We start from the raw sequence: 18340 nt of genomic DNA on the forward strand, positions 1-18340 counted from the left end.
TAGGAATAAGAAATATGGGTTGACACTAATTGCGCTAATTTACACAAACAATTTGTAATAGGGTATACGTTTTACAGGCACTAAAACGAATAGGATTGCTAAAACCCAAGTACAACTTTTGCTATCGAAAAGTAAATTAATATTCCACAAATATCGTTACTGGTGGTAATAAAGGGTCCTGTAGCTAAGGCAGGGTCAATGCCTCCTTTGTTGAGTAATATGGGTACAAATGTACCGATTAGGGATGCAATTACAATTACCGATATTAATGAGATGCTTATGGTAAGCCCAACATCGTAGCTTACGCCCAGCAAAAAATGACCGCCTATTATTAATATTATGGCTAGTATGGTACTGTTGAGCAGACTAAGCGAGACTTCTTTTATGAGTCGTTGCCATAGCGAACCACTTAGGGTATTGTTGGCTAAACCTTGTACTATTATTGCCGAGGATTGTACGCCTACGTTACCTGCCATTGCAGCAATAAGTGGTGTAAAAAAGAAGAGTTCGCCATGTTCTTTCATAGCACCATCAAACAGCCCCATTACTTTTACAGTAACAAAACCACCTAGTAGTGCGAGCACCAGCCAAGGCAAACGCGCTCGTGTAAGCTCAATAATACTATCATCCGCCTCTACATCTTGCGAGATACCTGCTGCCAATTGGTAATCTTTATCGGCTTCTTCTTTAATTACATCTACAATATCGTCAATGGTAATGCGCCCTACCAGTCTGCCCAATTCGTCTACAACAGGTATAGCTTCAAGGTCATAACGTTGCATTATACGGGCTACCTCTACATCAGGAGTATTTACCTTTACAAAATCTACTTTAGAGATGTACACCTCGCTAATAGGTGTTTTTGTAGATGTTGTAAGTAAATCTTTTAACGAAAGCCTACCTTTTAGCCTGTTTTCATCGTCAACCACGTAAATAGAGTGTACACGTTGCACGTTTACAGCTTGTTCGCGCATCTCTTTTACGCAGGTAAGCACATTCCAGTTCTCGTTTACTTTTACGAGTTCCTTACCCATTAATCCCCCTGCAGTATCTTCGTCGTAACGTAGTAAATCTACAATATCTTTGGCGTGCTCAACGTCCAGTATCTCCGATATTACTTCCTCTTTTTTATCCTGTGGGAGTTCGCCAATAACATCGGCAGCATCATCGGTACTAAGTTCATCCAGCTCTACCGCAATTTCTTTTGGCGATAATTCTTTTAAGATTTTTTCTCGTACTTCCTCATCAAGCTCCAGCAGTATTTCGGCTGTTTTTTCACTATCGAGGATGTGGAATATATAGATTGCTTCGGAACTGTTTAGCTCATCCATAATCTCTGCAATATCGGCATAGTGAACGTCCTCGAGTAGGTTTTGCAGTTCCTTCTCGCGGTTTTCGGCTACGTATTGCTCAATTTGGCTAATTAAATCCCTATCAATCTTAAACTCCATCGGCAGCTATTTTTTGGGTTAATGTTATAAAATCTTCTGTAGAAAGTTGTTCAGGTCGCAGGTCAAAGATACTATCTTCCTTTAAACTATCAGAAAGGTTGTACGTTTTTAAACTGTTACGTAATGTTTTCCTGCGTTGGTTGAATGCTGCTTTTACTACTGCAAAAAATAGTTTTTCGTTACAAGGTAGCTGATAATTCTCCTTACGGATAAGGCGTAATACCCCCGATTTTACTTTTGGTGGTGGGTTAAACACGTGCTCAGGTACGGTAAATAAATACTCGGCGTTATAAAAGGCTTGTGTTAGCACCGATAGTATACCATACGTTTTACTCCCTTTTTTCTCGCAAATGCGTTCGGCTACCTCTTTTTGGAACATGCCTGCAAATTCGGGTATCTTGTCGCGCATGGCCAGCGTACGAAATACAATTTGCGATGATATGTTGTACGGAAAGTTACCCACTATTGCCAGTGGTGCATCGCCAAAAACAGTGTTGAGGTTGTAGTGTAAAAAATCTTCAGATATAATCCTACCACTCAGTTTTAGGTAGTGTGCCGAAAGGTATGCTACCGACTCTTTATCAATTTCGATAACATAGGTTTCAACAGGTTTTTCCAGTAGGTATTTGGTTAGTACCCCCATACCCGGACCTATTTCGAGCACTTTATCGTATCCTTTTAGGCTCAGGGCATCGGCAATATCCTTTGCAATACTTTCGTCCGTAAGAAAATGCTGCCCTAAGTGTTTTTTGGCTTTTACTTTATCCATTTAAATTATTTAGTGTGTGTAACTGTAAAGCGGTAGGCAGCGATGCGTTATGCTGGCTGAAACTCTTTAACTACCTCCAGTTCGGTACGGAAAGCTACCATTTTGTCGGCAAATAGTTTTAAACCTTCTTCGCGCATTTTTGGGGCATCTTCGTTGTAGTAGCGTTGTAGCATATCCATACTTTCGGTAGTGTATTGCACCGAGTAGGTAGTACCGCCCATTTCCTCTTCAATAAGTACTTTAACCATTTTGGCAGCAGTAAATTTGCCCAGTTGCAGCATCTCGGGTATGTGTTTTTCGGTCATCCATTGTACCCATTGGTTGTGTACCGTATCGTCTATATTTATGGTTACGTTGTAAATAATCATTGTGTATGGTTAATTTGTTTGTTTGATAATTTGAGTGTAGCGAATGGTTAACTCGCCGTATCGCCACGTAGTTTTCGAAACTGTTTTCGGGCTTCTACAAAGTAAATACTATCCTGATGTTCAAAGAGTACTTTTTCGTACAATGCTTTTGCCTTTTCGGTATCGTTTAATTTTTTGCTATAAATCTCTGCCGAGAAAAACAGAGCCTCGTCAATGTAAACACCATCGGCATAGTTGTCTATTATTTGTTTATAGTGCTCTAGTGCAAGGGTGTATTTGCCTTGTGTTTGGTAAATGTTACCAATGCGTAGTAGCGTAATATCTTGTATGCTTTCGGTTTTATCGGTGGCGATAATAGCTTTAAATGCGTCTAAAGCTTCTGTTTTTTTATTCTGATATAGCTTAAAATCAGCACGGGCAAACTTTTTAAGCGCGGTTTGGGTACTATCCTCTACCGTATTGTCTGTAATCAGTAAAAACAACTCCAAAGCATCGTTAGCAATAAGTTGCGATGACGACGATTTTAATACTTTGAGTTGTTTTTGCGCCCACTCAAAATCGCCTTTAAAGTAGGTGCTTTTAGCTACTTTTAAACTTGCCTGATGCCCTACGGCATCGTTTTTTAAATCTTCTTCAATTTGTGCGTAGTAAATAATTGCCTGATTGAATTTTTCTTCTAACAGGAGTATGTCCGACAGTTTCATTTTTACGTTAGCAACTTGGTATTTGTTAAGTTGCAGCTTTAAGGCATTATTAAGTGTGGCAATCCCCTCGTTAGGTGTTTGCAGGTAAAAAGCATCAAAATCAGCCTTTAGCAATTGTAGGTCTAACGAGTAGGGGCTTACGCCGAATTGTGCCAGTAAATCGTCTATTCGTTTTTTAATAGCGGTATATTCCTTTTTTGGAGCTACGGCAATATCCATTTTAAGCAAATAGGTGTGTGCCTGCATTTGCAAGTTTGGGTCTTCTGTATTTTCAAGTATAAAGTTCAGAATATCGCGTGCTGTTTCGGTTTCGTCTTCTTCAATGGCGAGCCTTGCTAGTGCCACAATATTGTTAAAGCTTGTAGGCTCTCGTTTGTAAATGGCGCGCTCCTGCATAAAGGCTTTACGATAATCGCGCTGTTGTACAAAAAACCAACTAAGGAAGTGATTCCAGAAAATATCTTGTGTTTTTTGTGTTTTTATGAGTAAGGTTTTCCGTAGGGCGTTATTAAACGTTTCGGGCGACTCCTCATTCATGAACCGCGAAAGCTGATTTTGTACTATGGGTAAATTTTGCTGGTTTTTATAAGCATAGTTCAATAGGTTATCAATCATTAACTCCATATTACCTAACTGCCCTTGTAGCAATGCCATTTGGTAATCAAAATTCATATTCTCATTTATGCTCATTGCCTTTTCGTAGGCTTGCAATGCTTCTTTAGGGAGTACTTTTTTCTCAAAAGTATTGGCTACACTGTATACGTAGCCTGGATTTTCGGCTATCGCATCCAACGCTTGGGTGTAGTAATTGCGTGCCTGTAGGGTATCGTTTTGCAATTGGTGGTTGTAACCCAACTCTACCAACAATACAGGGCGTTTAATGCGCTTTAGTTTTTTTTGGAGTAACTGTTCTGCTTCGTTGTATTGCTCAAGTTGTTGGTAGGTGGCTACCATGCGTTGTACAATAAATGTATTGGTAGGTTGCTTTTGGGCTAACTGCTCGTAAATAACCAACGCTTTTTCAAACTCGCCTTTTTCAAAGTAGTTGTTTGCCAGTTGCTGGTTTTGTGCATAAATCAAGGCTGGAAGTAGCGATAATATATAAATGATTATTTTCTTCATATCCATTTTTTAAAATAAGAATAATTAGCCGTTCCAATATTTTTTAGCATTATGGATTTATCAACATCTATGTCGCTCCACTTTGTGATAGCATTATTATCTTTAAATATATTTTGCCCTACGGTTATTTTTTTCTTTTGAGTTAGCAAATTTACGCTTACACTTTTCATATCTCCACTCACTCTATGGTAATCAAACGCATCATAACCAATTAAAACAAAATTATCCTCTTGGAAACGAAATTTGTAAGTTTCATCTACTATATTCCAACTACCACAATTATAGAAATAGCGTAAGTTTATTGAAAGAATACCATTTTTTATAGATACTTTATCTTTATTAAATGGATCTTCAAGACAAGGTTCGTTTTTGTAGTCTACTGTTGGTATAAACACATCGTTTTGTGCTTTCAGCGAGTAAAGCTCGTTGTTTTTATTTTTAAATAAGATTAATAATTGCCTTGGTTTTAATTTACTTTCTTTGAGATCTATTTCTTCAATAACTATAACTACATCTTCTAATGAATCACTATTCAAATCACCTTCAATAGCAGCTATGGTTTTCCATCCTTTTGGTATAAAACTGTTTAGTCTTAAATTTTGTGAAAAGCTAGTTAACGACAGTAATAACGTGATATAGAGAAATAGTTTTTTCATAGTCATCAAAAAATCGAACGCGGAAAACTCGGATTAGGCAGATTTTCGTAGCGTATAGTATAAACGCAAAATAAGCATCTATTGGTATAAAACTGTGCGTATCTGTAAAATCCGCGGCATCCGCGTTCCCACCTTTAGTAACAAATTTACTAATTTATCATGTCAAACCCAGTATAAGGGCGTAAAACTTCGGGTATTACTATACCTTCGGGTGTTTGGTAGTTTTCTAGCAGTCCGGCTAGGACCCTTGGTAAGGCTAACGAGCTTCCGTTTAGGGTATGCGCTAGTTGATTTTTACCCTCTTTATCTCTGTAGCGTAGTTTTAACCTGTTGGCTTGGAATGTTTCGAAATTGGACACCGAGCTTATTTCCAACCAACGGTCTTGTGCGGTAGAGAATACCTCAAAATCGTAGGTTAATGCTGCGGTAAAGCCCATGTCGCCACCACAAAGGCGCAGTACCCTGTAGGGTAAACCAAGCTCTTTTAGTAGCATTTTTATATGATCAACCATACCATCTAGGGCAGCATACGAATTTTCGGGTTTTTCAACACGTACAATTTCTACCTTATCAAATTGGTGCAAACGGTTAAGCCCACGAACGTGCGCACCGTACGAACCTGCCTCACGACGGAAACATGGTGTGTAGGCTGTACATTGTACTGGCAATTCTTTCTCCTCAACAATTACATCGCGGAACATATTGGTAACAGGTACTTCGGCAGTAGGGATAAGGTATAAATCGTCTACCCCTACATGGTACATTTGCCCCTCTTTATCGGGTAATTGCCCTGTACCGTAACCCGATGCCTCGTTTACCAAATGGGGTACTTGTACCTCGTTGTACCCTGCTTCGGTATTTTTATCTAAAAAATAATTAATAAGGGCACGCTGTAACCTAGCACCTTTGCCTTTATATACAGGGAAACCTGCTCCTGTTACTTTATTGCCTAGTTCAAAATCAATAATATCGTATTTTTTAGCCAGTTCCCAGTGGGGCATAGCTTCGCCGTGCAGTTCAGGAATATCACCAGAACGTGCTATTTCTTCATTGTCCTCTTCTGATTTTCCAGCGGGTACGCTATCGGCAGGTACGTTAGGCAATTTGTATAGTGCCTGTGTTAACTCCTCCGATACCGTATTTAAAACTTCGGTAAGTTCTTTGCTTTTCTCTTTATACTGTGCTGTTTTCTCACGAATTAGGGTTGCTTTTGCTTTCTCGCCCGCCTTCATTAGTGCACCAATATCTTTAGACAGTTTATTGGATTCCGATAAAACAGTATCTAAAGCTACTTGCGTACTTCTTCTTTTTTCGTCAAGTGCAATAACTTCATCCACAAGTGCTTCGGCATCAAAATGACGTTTGCCCAGCGCTTGTATTACGTGGTCTCTGTTTTCTCTAATAAATGCTGTCTGTAACATAATTGTATATGGTTTATGAAGTGGGCAAATTTAATCATTTGTTTTTATTAAATGGTTCGGATTTGTAAACTTTCAAAAGTCTTATCTTTACCTTTTTACAACCCGTAAATTGCTTTTTATTAGCTATTTTTGGAAAAAGATTTAGAAAAATGAAAAACTTTACCCTAATAATCGTATTGCTATTGGGTTTGTCGTGTGCTTTTGCGCAGCAAAACGATGCCGATTTTGAACAGATAGTAGAAGCCGAAATGAAATCGGCAGTTAATATTACTAATTTTGTTGCCAATATTAATACAGGTAATTACGATGTACTGTACCACCAATTGGAGTTTGATATTGACCCCGCCGAGTATTTTATTAGCGGTGTGGTTACCACTACATTTAGAGCAAAAGATAATATGCCCGATATTACATTCGACCTTACTTCGCAGCTTACGGTAAGCGAAGTTACTATGGGCGAAGATAGCTTAATGTTTGAGCAAAATACGGATGATGAACTAATTATAACTTTCCCGACACCGTTGGCATTAAATACCGAAGCTACGGTTGTTATAACCTATTCGGGGCAACCTGCTTTTGGCTCGGATGCCTTTGCAACAAATGTACACGATGGTGTGCCCGCTTTATGGACACTATCGCAGCCCTATGGCGCAAAAGATTGGTGGCCTTGTAAACAAGACCTTAACGATAAGATTGATAATATTGATGTGTACCTGACCGCGCCTTCGGAGTACGTAAGTGTATCTAACGGACTAGAGTTGTCACAAATCGAAAATGGCGATGGTACTAAAACAACGCATTTCCAACATAATTACCCTATACCCGCTTATTTAATTGCGATAGCCTGTAGCAATTATACCATATACAACCAAACAGCAGGTACAGCACCTAATACATTCCCTGTGGTAAATTATATTTACCCCGAAACTGCCGATACAGCCATCCCAGAGCTTGGGCATACGTTGCCTACTATGAATTTGTTTGAAGAATTATTTGAAACCTACCCTTACCACGAAGAAAAATACGGGCATGCCCAGTATGGTTATGGGGGTGGTATGGAACACACTACTGTATCGTTTATGGGAGGGTATTACCGCGAATTAATAGCGCATGAGTTGGCACACCAATGGTTTGGTAATAAAGTAACTTGTGGTTCGTGGAAAGATATTTGGCTTAACGAAGGCTTTGCTACGTACCTATCAGGATTAGTAGTAGAAGATGCTGATGGTAATGATGCGTTTACCGAGTGGAAGGGCGGGCGTAATGCCAACATTACGTCGTTTCCCAACGGTAGCGTATACCTTTCGGATACCGATACAACTAACGTTAGCCGAATATTTAATAGCCGATTGAGCTATAATAAAGGCGCTATGGTAGCGCACATGCTTCGCTATAGGGTAGGCGATACTGATTTTTACCAAGGGCTTAGAAATTACCTTAACGACCCCGAATTGGCATTTGGTTATGCCAAAACCCACGATTTACGTGCACACCTTGAGGCAACATCGGGTATGGATTTAAATGAATTTTTCCAAGATTGGGTGTACGGGCAAGGCTACCCAACATACTCTATAACTATAGAGCATTGGGAGTTTGGCAAGGTAAAAATAACCGTAAACCAAACCCAGTCGCACCCTTCAGTAGATTTCTTTGAAATGCCCGTACCAATACGATTGTTTGGTGCCAATGGCGCAGTGCAGGATATTGTGGTAGAGAATACTTTTAATGGGCAAGAGTTTATAGTAGATGTTCCTTTTGCGTATACGGGCGTACAATTTAATCCGCAAAACGATATTATATCAGCCAATAACGAAGTGTTTTTAGGAACCAACCAAATCAATAGTCTCGACTCGGTACGATTGTACCCCAACCCTACATCGGATAATTTGAATGTACAACTACCACAAAACGTGCTTCTTGAAAAAGCTATTTTTTACAATACGCTAGGGCAAAAAGTACTGGAAACAGGTAATACCACTACTTGGAATATTGCACAACTTGCCAATGGCGTACATTTTGTTACGCTAATTACCAATAAAGGTACAACACAGCTTCGTTTTATTAAGGAGTAATTTTAACGCATTACTATGGCTACTACCGTTAAGTTAAAACGTATAATTATACTTTTATTTGGGCTACTAGCCTTAGTAATAATTTCTGATTTTTGTATACCGAGCAAAACTTATGAAGAGGAAGTTATAGCTGTAAGCCGAAACAAAGAGCGGTATTATAATGCCGCACAAAATGCACACTATTCTTATACGGTACAAACACCAACATATAGTTTTTCGGCATCCGAAGATTTTGCCATACAGTTTAACGAACATCCAAAAGTAAAAACCACAATATCACTATTGTTTGATGAGGTTAATACTGCCGAAATTGTTGCTACAGGCGAAACCGAAGTATATTCGTTACGGTTATTATCGGGGTTGGTTTTCCCTCTTTTCGCACTTATTATATTGGGTTTGGGTTACAAACAACCCAATAAACGAACCATACTTTTATTTGTAACACAGGCTTTATTACTTGCCAATTTGGTGTTTTTATTGGTATAATTATTTCCAGTCGCTTACTTTAGTAAGCAATTCAATGTGCTCAGCTCTTATGGGCAATTTTGGTGCGTTTATAATACTTTCCAATTGTTTTAGGCTGGTAGCACTTACAATAGGTGCTGTAACGGACGGACGGTGTAGTAGCCACGCCAACGCTACTGTTGCAGGTGTTGTATTTAAATCACTTGCCACTTCGTCTAAAGCACTTAGTATTTTATACCCACGCTCGTTTAAATATTTATCCATACTACCGCCACGAGGGCTTTTCCCAAAATCGTCCTTGCTGCGGTATTTACCTGTAAGAAATCCGCTGGCAAGCGAAAAATAATTGAGTACACCAATATTATTATCCAAGCAAATCTGCTCTAGTCCGTTTTCAAATTTATCCCTGTCGTATAAATTATAATGCGGCTGAAAAGTACTGTACATGGGTAATCCTTTATCCGTAGCAATATCCAATGATGCCTGTAATCGCGCTACCGAAAGGTTACTAGCCCCTATATAGCGTACTTTACCTTCTTGTATTAGTTGGGCATACGTTTCTAGTGTTTCCTCTATAGGTGTATTTTCGTCGTCAAAATGCGTTTGGTACAAGTCAATATAATCTGTTTGTAAACGCTTTAATGAGTCTTCTACCGCCTGTGAAATATATTTTTTAGAGAGTCCTTTTTTACCGTTACCCATATCGTAACCAACTTTGGTAGCTATAATAACACTATCACGATTTTTACGTTGTTTAAGCCAATTTCCAATAACAATTTCCGATTCGCCTCCTTCATTTCCATCAGCCCAACGCGAGTAAGCATCGGCAGTATCAATAAAATTAAAACCTTTGTCCGTAAAAGCATTTAGCAATTCAAACGATGTTTTTTCGTCTGTTGTCCATCCAAACACATTACCACCAAACGTCATAGGGTAAACATGTAAGTTGGTAGTACCTAGTTTTCTTTTTTCCATTTTTTAATACCGTTATTGGATTTTGTATTGTTTTTATTTTAAATGGGATTAACCAACACCCTAAATATAGCTATAAGTAATTAGAAAACACTATTTTTGTGCGTTTGTAAAAATAGAATTAATAATAAAGATGGTTATAGTTATAAAGATTGCACAGTTATTACTAATGTTGTCAATACTTGTTGTATTGCATGAGTTTGGTCACTACATAGCTGCTAAAATATTCAAGGTAAAAGTAGAAAAGTTTTACCTTTTTATGGATGCAGGCTTCTCATTATTTAAAAAGAAGATAGGCGAAACCGAATGGGGTATAGGCTGGCTGCCTTTAGGGGGTTATGTAAAGCTAAGCGGTATGATTGACGAGAGTATGGATACTGAACAAATGAAGAGCGAGCCACAACCTTGGGAGTTTAGGGCAAAACCTGCTTGGCAACGCCTTATAATTATGTTAGGAGGTATTATTGTAAACATATTGTTGGCATGGTTTATATATACTGTAGTATACTCAACATACGGTAAAAATTACGTAGCTACAGATAAAATACAGGAAAACGGATTGGCTTTTGGCGAAACGGGTAAAAATGTAGGTTTCCAGAATGGTGATAAAATTTTAAGTGTAGATGGGAAACGCCAAGAACGTTTTGACCGTATGGTACTCGATATATTGTTAGGTGATGAGGTTGTAGTAGAGCGTGGTGGTAAGGAAGTTACTATAACGCTTACCGATGCTGATAAAAATGAAATATTGGATAAAGAAGGAAAAGGCTTTATTACAGCAAGGGTTACAAATACAGTAGTAGATTCTATTTTACCCAATAAAAATGCCGAAAAAGCTGGTTTGCGTAAAGGCGACTTAATAAAAGGTGTTAATGGAGTTGATATGGTGTATTTTGATGAGGTATTGGATGCGTTAGAGAATAATAAAGGAAAAGGTATTACATTAAATATAGAGCGTAATGGTAACCCTATGGCACTTAATACAAAAGTATCTGACGAAGGTACGCTTGGTTTTATGCCTAAATCTGCGGGCAATCCGGAATACTTTGTAAACGAAAAATATAATTTCTTTACAGCTATTCCAAAAGCTATGGAAGAGTCGTACTTTTTACTAGTATATAACGTAAAACAGTTTAAATTAATACTACGCCCAAGTACGGGTGCCTATAAGCATGTGAAAAGCGTAGTGGGTATTGCAGAACTTATGCCTCCTACATGGAACTGGGAATTTTTCTGGAGGTTTACAGCACTATTTTCTATAGCACTTGCCTTTATGAATTTACTACCAATACCAGGTTTAGATGGCGGACACGCTATATTTACCATAGCCGAAATGATAACAGGACGTAAACTTGGCGATAAAGCGGCAGGCATAGTACAAACGGTAGGTATGGTTATATTATTAACACTCATGGCGTTAGTTTTTGGTAAAGATATTTACCAATTAATAATGAAAAATTTATCGTAAAATTGTTTGCGAAAATTAAAAATGGTTATATATTTGCACCGCAATAAAGGTAACAGGTATAATGTGCCTTAGGGTCTTAAAAAATACAATGTAATTGCTGCTACAGCGTAAAAGTAAATTACACCATAATATACAGTTTCCTCCTTAGCTCAGTTGGTTAGAGCATCTGACTGTTAATCAGAGGGTCCTTGGTTCGAGCCCAAGAGGGGGAGCTTTTAAAGCCAGTCTGTACAGACTGGCTTATTTTATTTTATTACTTTTCTACTATAATTCCCAATCACACTTAAAGTGTTTAAACAACTCAAAATAATACCTGTTGTTGTGTTGTAAATATTACCCTCTTTTTACTCCATTTGAAATTTAACTATTGTTTATTGAGATTAAGTCTAAATAATTTTGTTTTTGAAAAACGCTGCAATATATTTGCACCACAATTTACAAAAAAGCAAAAATGAAAAAATTAGTATTAGGCTTATTAGTTACTGCAGGTGTACTTACATCTTGCTCTAGTGATGATGATAACGGATCTGCAGATTCTCAAGTAGTAGCTCCTGCAACGTATGCATTTACAAGAGATGGAAACGCTACAGTTAGTTTTGGAGGACAGACTACAAGAATCCAAATGGGAGATGAATTAACAAGTGCATTAAAAGATAATTCGAGAACACAAGAGCAATTAGCAGCAATGTTTGCGCATACAGAAGGTGCAAATAACTTTATGGACACTAATTTAAATGCATCTGATAAGAGTATTCGTAGTAAAGTAGCTGCATCCGAAGATTACTTTAGTGCCAATACTACAGTATCTAACGCTATAAAAGCTGATTTTGACAGCTGGATTACAGCACAAACAACAGAGGTATTCCCTAACTGGAATGTAACCGCAACCCAAGGTAATGCAGGAAAATTAGAGGAGCTAGGCAGTAACACAGCACGTTATGTTAACGCAAACGGATTGGAGTACGACCAAGCTGTTGGAAAATCGTTAATAGGAGCATTAATGACAGACCAAATGCTTAATAACTATTTAAGCCCAGCCGTACTAGATGCAGGCGATAACAGAACAAACAACGATAATGATATTGTTGCAGAGGGTAAAAGCTACACTACCATGGAGCACAAGTGGGATGAAGCTTACGGGTACCTATATGGTAACGAAGAAACGCCTGCTACACCACAACTTAACAGAGATGGGTTTTTAAATAAATACTTAGACCGTGTTGAAAATGATACTGATTTTGCAGGTATTGCAGATGATATTTACAATGCGTTTAAATTAGGTAGAGCAGCAATTGTTGCTAAAAACTACGAAGTTCGTGATGCACAAGCAGCAATTATTAAAGAAAAAGTATCAATGATAGTTGCAATAAGAGCAGTATACTACCTACAATCTGCTAAAACGGTTTTAGCTACAGATAAAGCAGCTGCATTCCACGATTTATCTGAAGGTTTTGGTTTTATATACAGCCTACAATTTACGCGCAAACCAGATACTAACGCACCTTATTTTAGTAAAACAGAAGTAGATGGTTACTTAAGCCAATTAATGGCAGGTAATGGTTTTTGGGATATAACGCCAGATACATTAGACCAAATATCGGATGCTATTGCTAGCCGATTTGCCTTTACAACGGCACAAACAATAAACTAAAATGGAATAAATGTGCAAAAGTACTCATCCTAATACTGTGTAAATTAGGAAGTAATGTAGTATTTTTGTCGCCGATTTAAAAAATTAATGGGAAATTGATGTTATGATGAAGAAATTTTTTCTGGTAGCATGTATGGCTATCGTAATTACAGCTTGTACTGAAAGCGATGATACGGGTGGAGGTACAACCTCAGATTCTTTTGATAGAGGTGCTATGCTTACCAACTTAGCAGATAATATTATTATACCTGCATATCAGGACTTAGATGCTAAACTAGCTGTGCTTGTTACTGCAAAAGATAATTTTATAGCCGAACCCAATCAGGTTAATTTAACTGCTCTCAGAGCATCGTGGTTAAGTGCCTACAAAACATGGCAACATGTGGAGATGTTTAACATTGGAAAAGCAGAAGAAACAGTTTATTATTTCCAAATGAACATTTATCCTACTAATGTTACAGATGTTCAGAATAATATTGCGTCAGGCACATACGATTTATCAACCCCAAGTAATAATGATGCTGTAGGTTTTCCTGCGCTAGATTATATGCTGTACGGTGTTGCAGATACTGATGAAGCCATTATAGCCATGTACCATACGGCTACCGATGCAGCAAAGTACAAGACATACCTGTCTGACCTGACCGAACAAATGAAAGCACTTACAAGCGTAGTGTTATCAGATTGGACAACTTCGTACAGAGCTACATTTATTGCAGGTACAGCCAATACAGCATCGAGTGCTGCTAACAAGCTAATAAACGATTTTATATTTTATTATGAAAAAGGATTACGAGCTAACAAAGTAGGTATACCTGCGGGTAATTTCTCATCTACGCCACTACCCGAAAAAGTAGAAGCATATTATAATAAACAAGTTTCTAAAGAATTGGCTACAGAAGCCCTAACAGCGGTAAAAAACGTGTTTGAAGGCAGAGCCTACAACGGTACTGCTACAGGGAGTAGTTTTAAATCGTACCTAGAGTTTTTAGGTAAAACAGAACTATCTACACGTATAACCAATGCACTTACTAATGGTATGCAAAAGCTAGAAACGTTAGATAATAACTTTTACAACCAAGTTAATACCAATAATGCTAAAATGACAGAAGCGTACGATGCATTACAAGCAGTAGTAGTACTATTTAAAGTAGATATGCTACAAGCCTTTAATGTTAGTGTAGACTATGTTGATGCTGATGGCGATTAACACATAATACCTATAAAAAATAAAGGTTGCCGACATAAAGGCAACCTTTTTTTGTAATGAAGCTGGACCTAAAAACATACTTAAATACAACCACTAAAGCAGCCCCACTAATCGTTTTTCGTATTGGTTTCGGGCTTATGATGTTTTTAAGTATTATACGTTTTTGGGCAAAGGGCTGGATAGAAACACTATACATACAGCCAAAATTTCATTTTACCTATTATGGGTTCGAGTGGGTAAAGCCACTAGGCAATTACACCTATTTACTATTTATTATTTGTGGTTTGGCAGCGTTTTTTGTAGCCATTGGTTATAAATACAGGCTTGCTATTATTACCTTTTTCCTCAGTTTTACGTATATAGAACTAATGGATAAAACCACCTACTTAAACCACTATTACTTTATAAGCATAATGAGTTTTATGCTCATCTTTTTACCTGCAAACGTTTCCTTTTCCGTAGATGCGTATCTTAAAAAAAAATCATACAGTTATATTCCTAAATGGAATATAGATGCAGTAAAACTACTACTAGGTATTGTATATGTATATGCGGGTTTGGCCAAAATAAATTCCGATTGGTTAGGCAAAGCCCAACCGCTAAAAATATGGTTACCCTCTAAATACGATTTACCTTATATTGGCGAAAACCTCATGCAGCAAAATTGGTTCCACCATGCCATGAGTTGGTCGGGCATGCTGTACGATTTATTTATCCCTTTTTTATTGCTTTACAAAAAAACACGCTGGGTAGCTTTTGCCCTAGTTGTGTTTTTCCATGTGTTTACCCGAGTATTATTCCCCATAGGTATATTTCCGTATGTAATGATAGTCGGTTCGCTAATTTTCTTCGAGGCAGGCTTCCACGAAAAAGTTATAGCATTTTTAAAACGAATCCTTCAAAAATTCTTCAACTCTAAACCTAAAAATAGCATTGTAAAAGAGCAGTATAACTACAAATACAAAAATATTACAATACCTGTATTGGTAGTATTTTTTACTATACAATTACTATTTCCGTTTCGATATAGCTTATACCCCGACGAGTTATTTTGGACGGAAGAGGGCTACCGCTTTTCGTGGCGTGTAATGCTCATGGAGAAAATGGGGTATGCTAACTTTAAGATAGTAGATGGTACCACAAAACAATCTTTCTATGTAAACAATACTGATTTTTTAACCCCGTTTCAGGAAAAGCAAATGAGCTTTCAGCCCGATTTTATTTTAGAGTATGCCCATTACTTAGGCGATTATTACAAAAATAAAGGTTACCAAAACGTAGAAGTATACGTAGAAAGTTATGTTGCTTTAAATGGCAGATTAAGCCAGCCATTTGTAGATAAAACAGTAAATTTGTACCGCGAAAAAGAATCGTTTAAACATAAAGACTGGATACTCCCATTTAATGACGAAATTAAAGGATTATAGCATTATATTGTTTGTGTGTTTATTAACTATAAGCCTGCAAGCGCAACACAAAGTATCGGGTACTGTAACTACTACCAATACTGGTTTACCCATAAAAAGTGTAGAAGTTTACGATAAAAATTGGCAGCAATTGGCAGTAACCAATACCGAAGGGTATTTTGAGTTTACTACGGATAAAGAAAAACTAACAATAGTATTTTTATCCTACGATTATAGCCTTGCCGAACAAACAATAACGGTTACTGAGGATGTAGTACTAAACCAACAATTACAACTATACGCTAAAGAATTATCGGAGGTAGAAATTAATGCCCGACGCCGAAAAGCATTCGAGTTAAGACGGCTTAAAGATGTAGAGGGTACAGCTATTTATGCAGGTAAAAAAACCGAAGTGGTTTTAGTAGAGCAATCTATGGCAAATTTAGCATCCAATAACGCTAGGCAAATATACAGCCAAGTGGCAGGACTGAATATTTACCAGAATGACGATGCGGGACTACAACTTAACATTGGCGGTAGGGGGCTTGACCCAAACCGAACGGCAAATTTTAATACCCGCCAAAACGGTTACGATATTAGTGCCGACGTGTTAGGGTATCCTGAGAGTTATTATTCACCAGCATCAGAGGCATTGCAGGAAGTACAAATAATACGGGGTGCAGCATCGTTACAATACGGTACGCAGTTTGGTGGCTTGGTAAACTTTATTATGAAGAAACCCAACCCAAATAAACCCCTGGAAATTGTAGCCCGAAACACAATAGGCAGCAATAGCCTGTACACCAACTTTACAAGTGTAAGCGGTACGCACAAAAACTGGAGTTACTACTCGTACTTTAACTATAAAAAGGGAGATGGTTTCCGCCCAAATTCCGAGTTCGAATCTAAAAATGTATATGCCCATATAGGGTATACTTTTAACGAAAAAACAAAACTTACGGGAGAGGTTACCTATTTACGGTATTTGGCGCAACAAGCAGGCGGGCTAAACGACCAAATGTTCCAGAATGATCCTTTCCAGAGCAATAGAGAACGCAATTGGTTTCAGGTAGATTGGTTACTGTACAACATGCAATTCTCACACAAATTTTCTGATAAAACCAATTTTACCTTTAATGCTTTTGGATTAAATGCATCCCGTTATGCGTTGGGCTTTCGTACCAACAGGGTAGACCAAGTGGACTCATTAGCGGAACGAGATTTAATAAAAGGTGAGTTTAACAATTTTGGTTTCGAAACCCGTGTGTTACACAAATACAATCTACTAGGCAAAAAAGCAGTAGGGCTATTAGGGTTTAAATTCTACAAAGCCGATAATACCAACCAGCAAGGACCAGGCTCTGATGGTAGGGGTGCAGATTTTGATTTTCAGCTCGACAATTATCCTAATTACCCCAACCAATCCGACTATACCTATCCTAACTTAAACTTAGCTATGTTTGGCGAGAATATAGTGTACCTGTCCGATAAACTATCGGTTACACCAGGTTTCCGATTGGAACACATAAAAACAGAAAGCGAAGGCTTTTTTAAACGTATTAATACCGATGCAGCAGGCAATGTAATACTAAACGAAACAGTAAACGATAGCGAGGTACGCGAGCGCTCATTTGTATTGCTAGGCTTGGGTACAAGCTACAAACCCACTAAGGCGGTAGAGGTGTATGGTAACATATCGCAAAATTACCGTTCGGTAACCTTTACCGATATTAGTATTATAAATCCAGCGTTTGCCATAAGCCCCGATATAGATGACGAAAAGGGTTTTACGGTAGATGTAGGCTTGCGCGGTAATTACAACAATAAAATAGCGTACGATGTTAGTGCTTTTAGCCTGTTTTATAATGACAGAATTGGTTTTGTACAACGCGCCTTCCCCGATGGTAGCGTAAAAAGCGAGCGTGGCAATGTGGGTGATGCTGTAATGTACGGTATAGAATCGTTGATTGATTTTAATGTAAAAGAATTTTTTACCAGTAGCAGAAATTACAGCTTTAACTATTTTATAAATACGTCGTTTATAAGTTCGGAATATACCAAATCAGAAGAAAACGGGGTAGAGGGGAACAAAGTAGAGTTTATACCCGATGTAAACATTAAAACAGGTATTCGGTTTGGATATAAAGATTTGCTGGGGAGTATACAGTACACCTACTTATCGCAACAATTTACAGATGCTACCAACGCGGTAGATGGTAACCTAAGTGGTGTAATTGGCGAAATTCCTGCCTACGATGTTATGGATGTATCGTTATCCTATACCTATAAACTATTTAAACTGGAGGCGGGTATAAACAATGTACTCAACAACTACTACTTTACAAGGCGTGCAACAGGGTATCCTGGGCCAGGTATTATCCCTTCGCCTGATAGAAATTTCTATACCACGCTTCAAATTAAATTTTAAGGTAGGTACTTATAGCCCTAGCTCTTTTTTACGCTCTTGGAATAATTCTGAAAATCAATTCTTACGTTTTAATCGGGCGGTATTTCAATAGTCGATTTCTGAGCGAAACTAATACTACATACTGATAATGCAGCCAATAGCAGGATGTTTTTAACTCTTTTGGTTGCGGATTTGTTT

The 18340-nt window shown here is 37.9% G+C and carries 14 protein-coding genes and 1 tRNA gene; 8 read left to right on the forward strand and 7 right to left on the reverse strand.

From position 1 onward, the window contains the following. Window positions 1-98 precede the first annotated feature (98 nt). The 6 genes from mgtE to serS all read right to left on the reverse strand — a co-directional run bounded on the left by mgtE (window position 99) and on the right by serS (window position 6491). Window positions 99-1451 carry a magnesium transporter gene (gene mgtE / locus K1I41_RS04700; RefSeq protein ID WP_220641530.1) on the reverse strand — a complete coding sequence of 451 codons (1353 nt, stop codon included), beginning with the start codon at window positions 1449-1451 and terminating at the stop codon, window positions 99-101. Continuing rightward, window positions 1441-2220: a 16S rRNA (adenine(1518)-N(6)/adenine(1519)-N(6))-dimethyltransferase RsmA gene (rsmA, locus tag K1I41_RS04705; protein ID WP_220641531.1), complete on the reverse strand. Its 780-nt coding sequence runs from the start codon at window positions 2218-2220 to the stop codon at window positions 1441-1443. The genes mgtE and rsmA overlap by 11 nt, the downstream gene beginning before the upstream one ends. A gap of 47 nt (window positions 2221-2267) precedes the next feature. Then, window positions 2268-2588, reverse strand: a complete 321-nt coding sequence (locus tag K1I41_RS04710; RefSeq protein ID WP_220641532.1) for a DUF4286 family protein — start codon at window positions 2586-2588, stop codon at window positions 2268-2270. A gap of 47 nt (window positions 2589-2635) precedes the next feature. Further along, entirely contained in the window at window positions 2636-4414 is a 1779-nt protein-coding gene (locus tag K1I41_RS04715) for a tetratricopeptide repeat protein (RefSeq protein ID WP_220641533.1), read from the reverse strand. Then, window positions 4411-5070, reverse strand: a complete 660-nt coding sequence (locus K1I41_RS04720; protein ID WP_220641534.1) for a hypothetical protein — start codon at window positions 5068-5070, stop codon at window positions 4411-4413. The genes K1I41_RS04715 and K1I41_RS04720 overlap by 4 nt, the downstream gene beginning before the upstream one ends. A gap of 149 nt (window positions 5071-5219) precedes the next feature. After that, complete coding sequence (serS, locus tag K1I41_RS04725; RefSeq protein ID WP_220641535.1) at window positions 5220-6491, reverse strand: serine--tRNA ligase; 1272 nt, start codon at window positions 6489-6491, stop codon at window positions 5220-5222. Window positions 6492-6640: 149 nt separating this feature from the next. On the opposite strand from serS, the gene K1I41_RS04730 reads away from it, so the two are divergent. Both K1I41_RS04730 and K1I41_RS04735 read left to right on the forward strand, forming a co-directional pair. Next, window positions 6641-8563, forward strand: a complete 1923-nt coding sequence (locus K1I41_RS04730; RefSeq protein ID WP_220641536.1) for a M1 family metallopeptidase — start codon at window positions 6641-6643, stop codon at window positions 8561-8563. Between the two features lie 15 nt (window positions 8564-8578). Continuing rightward, the gene (locus K1I41_RS04735; RefSeq protein WP_220641537.1) at window positions 8579-9049 is read left to right on the forward strand and encodes a hypothetical protein; all 471 of its coding nucleotides are present in this window, start codon (window positions 8579-8581) and stop codon (window positions 9047-9049) included. On the opposite strand, the gene K1I41_RS04740 is transcribed toward K1I41_RS04735, so the two are convergent. Next, window positions 9050-10003 (reverse strand): aldo/keto reductase, encoded by a 954-nt coding sequence (locus K1I41_RS04740; protein ID WP_220641538.1) that lies wholly within the window; start codon window positions 10001-10003, stop codon window positions 9050-9052. 130 nt (window positions 10004-10133) lie between these two features. Here K1I41_RS04740 and rseP point away from each other — a divergent pair, with 130 nt between their 5' ends. From rseP to K1I41_RS04770, 6 genes are all read left to right on the forward strand, one after another. After that, entirely contained in the window at window positions 10134-11468 is a 1335-nt protein-coding gene (gene rseP, locus K1I41_RS04745; protein ID WP_220641539.1) for an RIP metalloprotease RseP, read from the forward strand. Between the two features lie 138 nt (window positions 11469-11606). Beyond that, window positions 11607-11680: transfer RNA gene (locus K1I41_RS04750), tRNA-Asn, on the forward strand. A gap of 239 nt (window positions 11681-11919) precedes the next feature. After that, a complete protein-coding gene (locus K1I41_RS04755) occupies window positions 11920-13119 on the forward strand; it encodes a DUF4856 domain-containing protein (RefSeq protein ID WP_220641540.1) in 1200 nt (399 codons plus the stop codon). Window positions 13120-13222: 103 nt separating this feature from the next. Beyond that, a complete protein-coding gene (locus K1I41_RS04760; protein WP_220641541.1) occupies window positions 13223-14329 on the forward strand; it encodes an imelysin family protein in 1107 nt (368 codons plus the stop codon). A 56-nt stretch (window positions 14330-14385) separates the two neighbouring features. After that, window positions 14386-15756 carry an HTTM domain-containing protein gene (locus K1I41_RS04765; RefSeq protein WP_220641542.1) on the forward strand — a complete coding sequence of 457 codons (1371 nt, stop codon included), beginning with the start codon at window positions 14386-14388 and terminating at the stop codon, window positions 15754-15756. Then, window positions 15734-18163, forward strand: coding sequence for a TonB-dependent receptor domain-containing protein (locus tag K1I41_RS04770; protein ID WP_220641543.1), 2430 nt, complete (start codon window positions 15734-15736; stop codon window positions 18161-18163). Before K1I41_RS04765 ends, K1I41_RS04770 begins: the two co-directional genes overlap by 23 nt. Window positions 18164-18340 lie beyond the last annotated feature (177 nt).

Origin of the sequence: Flavobacterium litorale (assembly GCF_019613795.1) — a bacterium.
Taxonomy (GTDB): Bacteria; Bacteroidota; Bacteroidia; order Flavobacteriales; family Flavobacteriaceae; genus Flavobacterium; species Flavobacterium litorale.

Coding starts and splice junctions, on each gene's coding strand:
- mgtE (WP_220641530.1), bottom strand. CDS start 1,451: ATGGAGTTTAAGATTGATAGGGATTTAATTAGCCAAATTGAGCAATAC.
- rsmA (WP_220641531.1), bottom strand. CDS start 2,220: ATGGATAAAGTAAAAGCCAAAAAACACTTAGGGCAGCATTTTCTTACG.
- K1I41_RS04710 (WP_220641532.1), bottom strand. CDS start 2,588: ATGATTATTTACAACGTAACCATAAATATAGACGATACGGTACACAAC.
- K1I41_RS04715 (WP_220641533.1), bottom strand. CDS start 4,414: ATGAAGAAAATAATCATTTATATATTATCGCTACTTCCAGCCTTGATT.
- K1I41_RS04720 (WP_220641534.1), bottom strand. CDS start 5,070: ATGAAAAAACTATTTCTCTATATCACGTTATTACTGTCGTTAACTAGC.
- serS (WP_220641535.1), bottom strand. CDS start 6,491: ATGTTACAGACAGCATTTATTAGAGAAAACAGAGACCACGTAATACAA.
- K1I41_RS04730 (WP_220641536.1), top strand. CDS start 6,641: ATGAAAAACTTTACCCTAATAATCGTATTGCTATTGGGTTTGTCGTGT.
- K1I41_RS04735 (WP_220641537.1), top strand. CDS start 8,579: ATGGCTACTACCGTTAAGTTAAAACGTATAATTATACTTTTATTTGGG.
- K1I41_RS04740 (WP_220641538.1), bottom strand. CDS start 10,003: ATGGAAAAAAGAAAACTAGGTACTACCAACTTACATGTTTACCCTATG.
- rseP (WP_220641539.1), top strand. CDS start 10,134: ATGGTTATAGTTATAAAGATTGCACAGTTATTACTAATGTTGTCAATA.
- K1I41_RS04755 (WP_220641540.1), top strand. CDS start 11,920: ATGAAAAAATTAGTATTAGGCTTATTAGTTACTGCAGGTGTACTTACA.
- K1I41_RS04760 (WP_220641541.1), top strand. CDS start 13,223: ATGATGAAGAAATTTTTTCTGGTAGCATGTATGGCTATCGTAATTACA.
- K1I41_RS04765 (WP_220641542.1), top strand. CDS start 14,386: ATGAAGCTGGACCTAAAAACATACTTAAATACAACCACTAAAGCAGCC.
- K1I41_RS04770 (WP_220641543.1), top strand. CDS start 15,734: ATGACGAAATTAAAGGATTATAGCATTATATTGTTTGTGTGTTTATTA.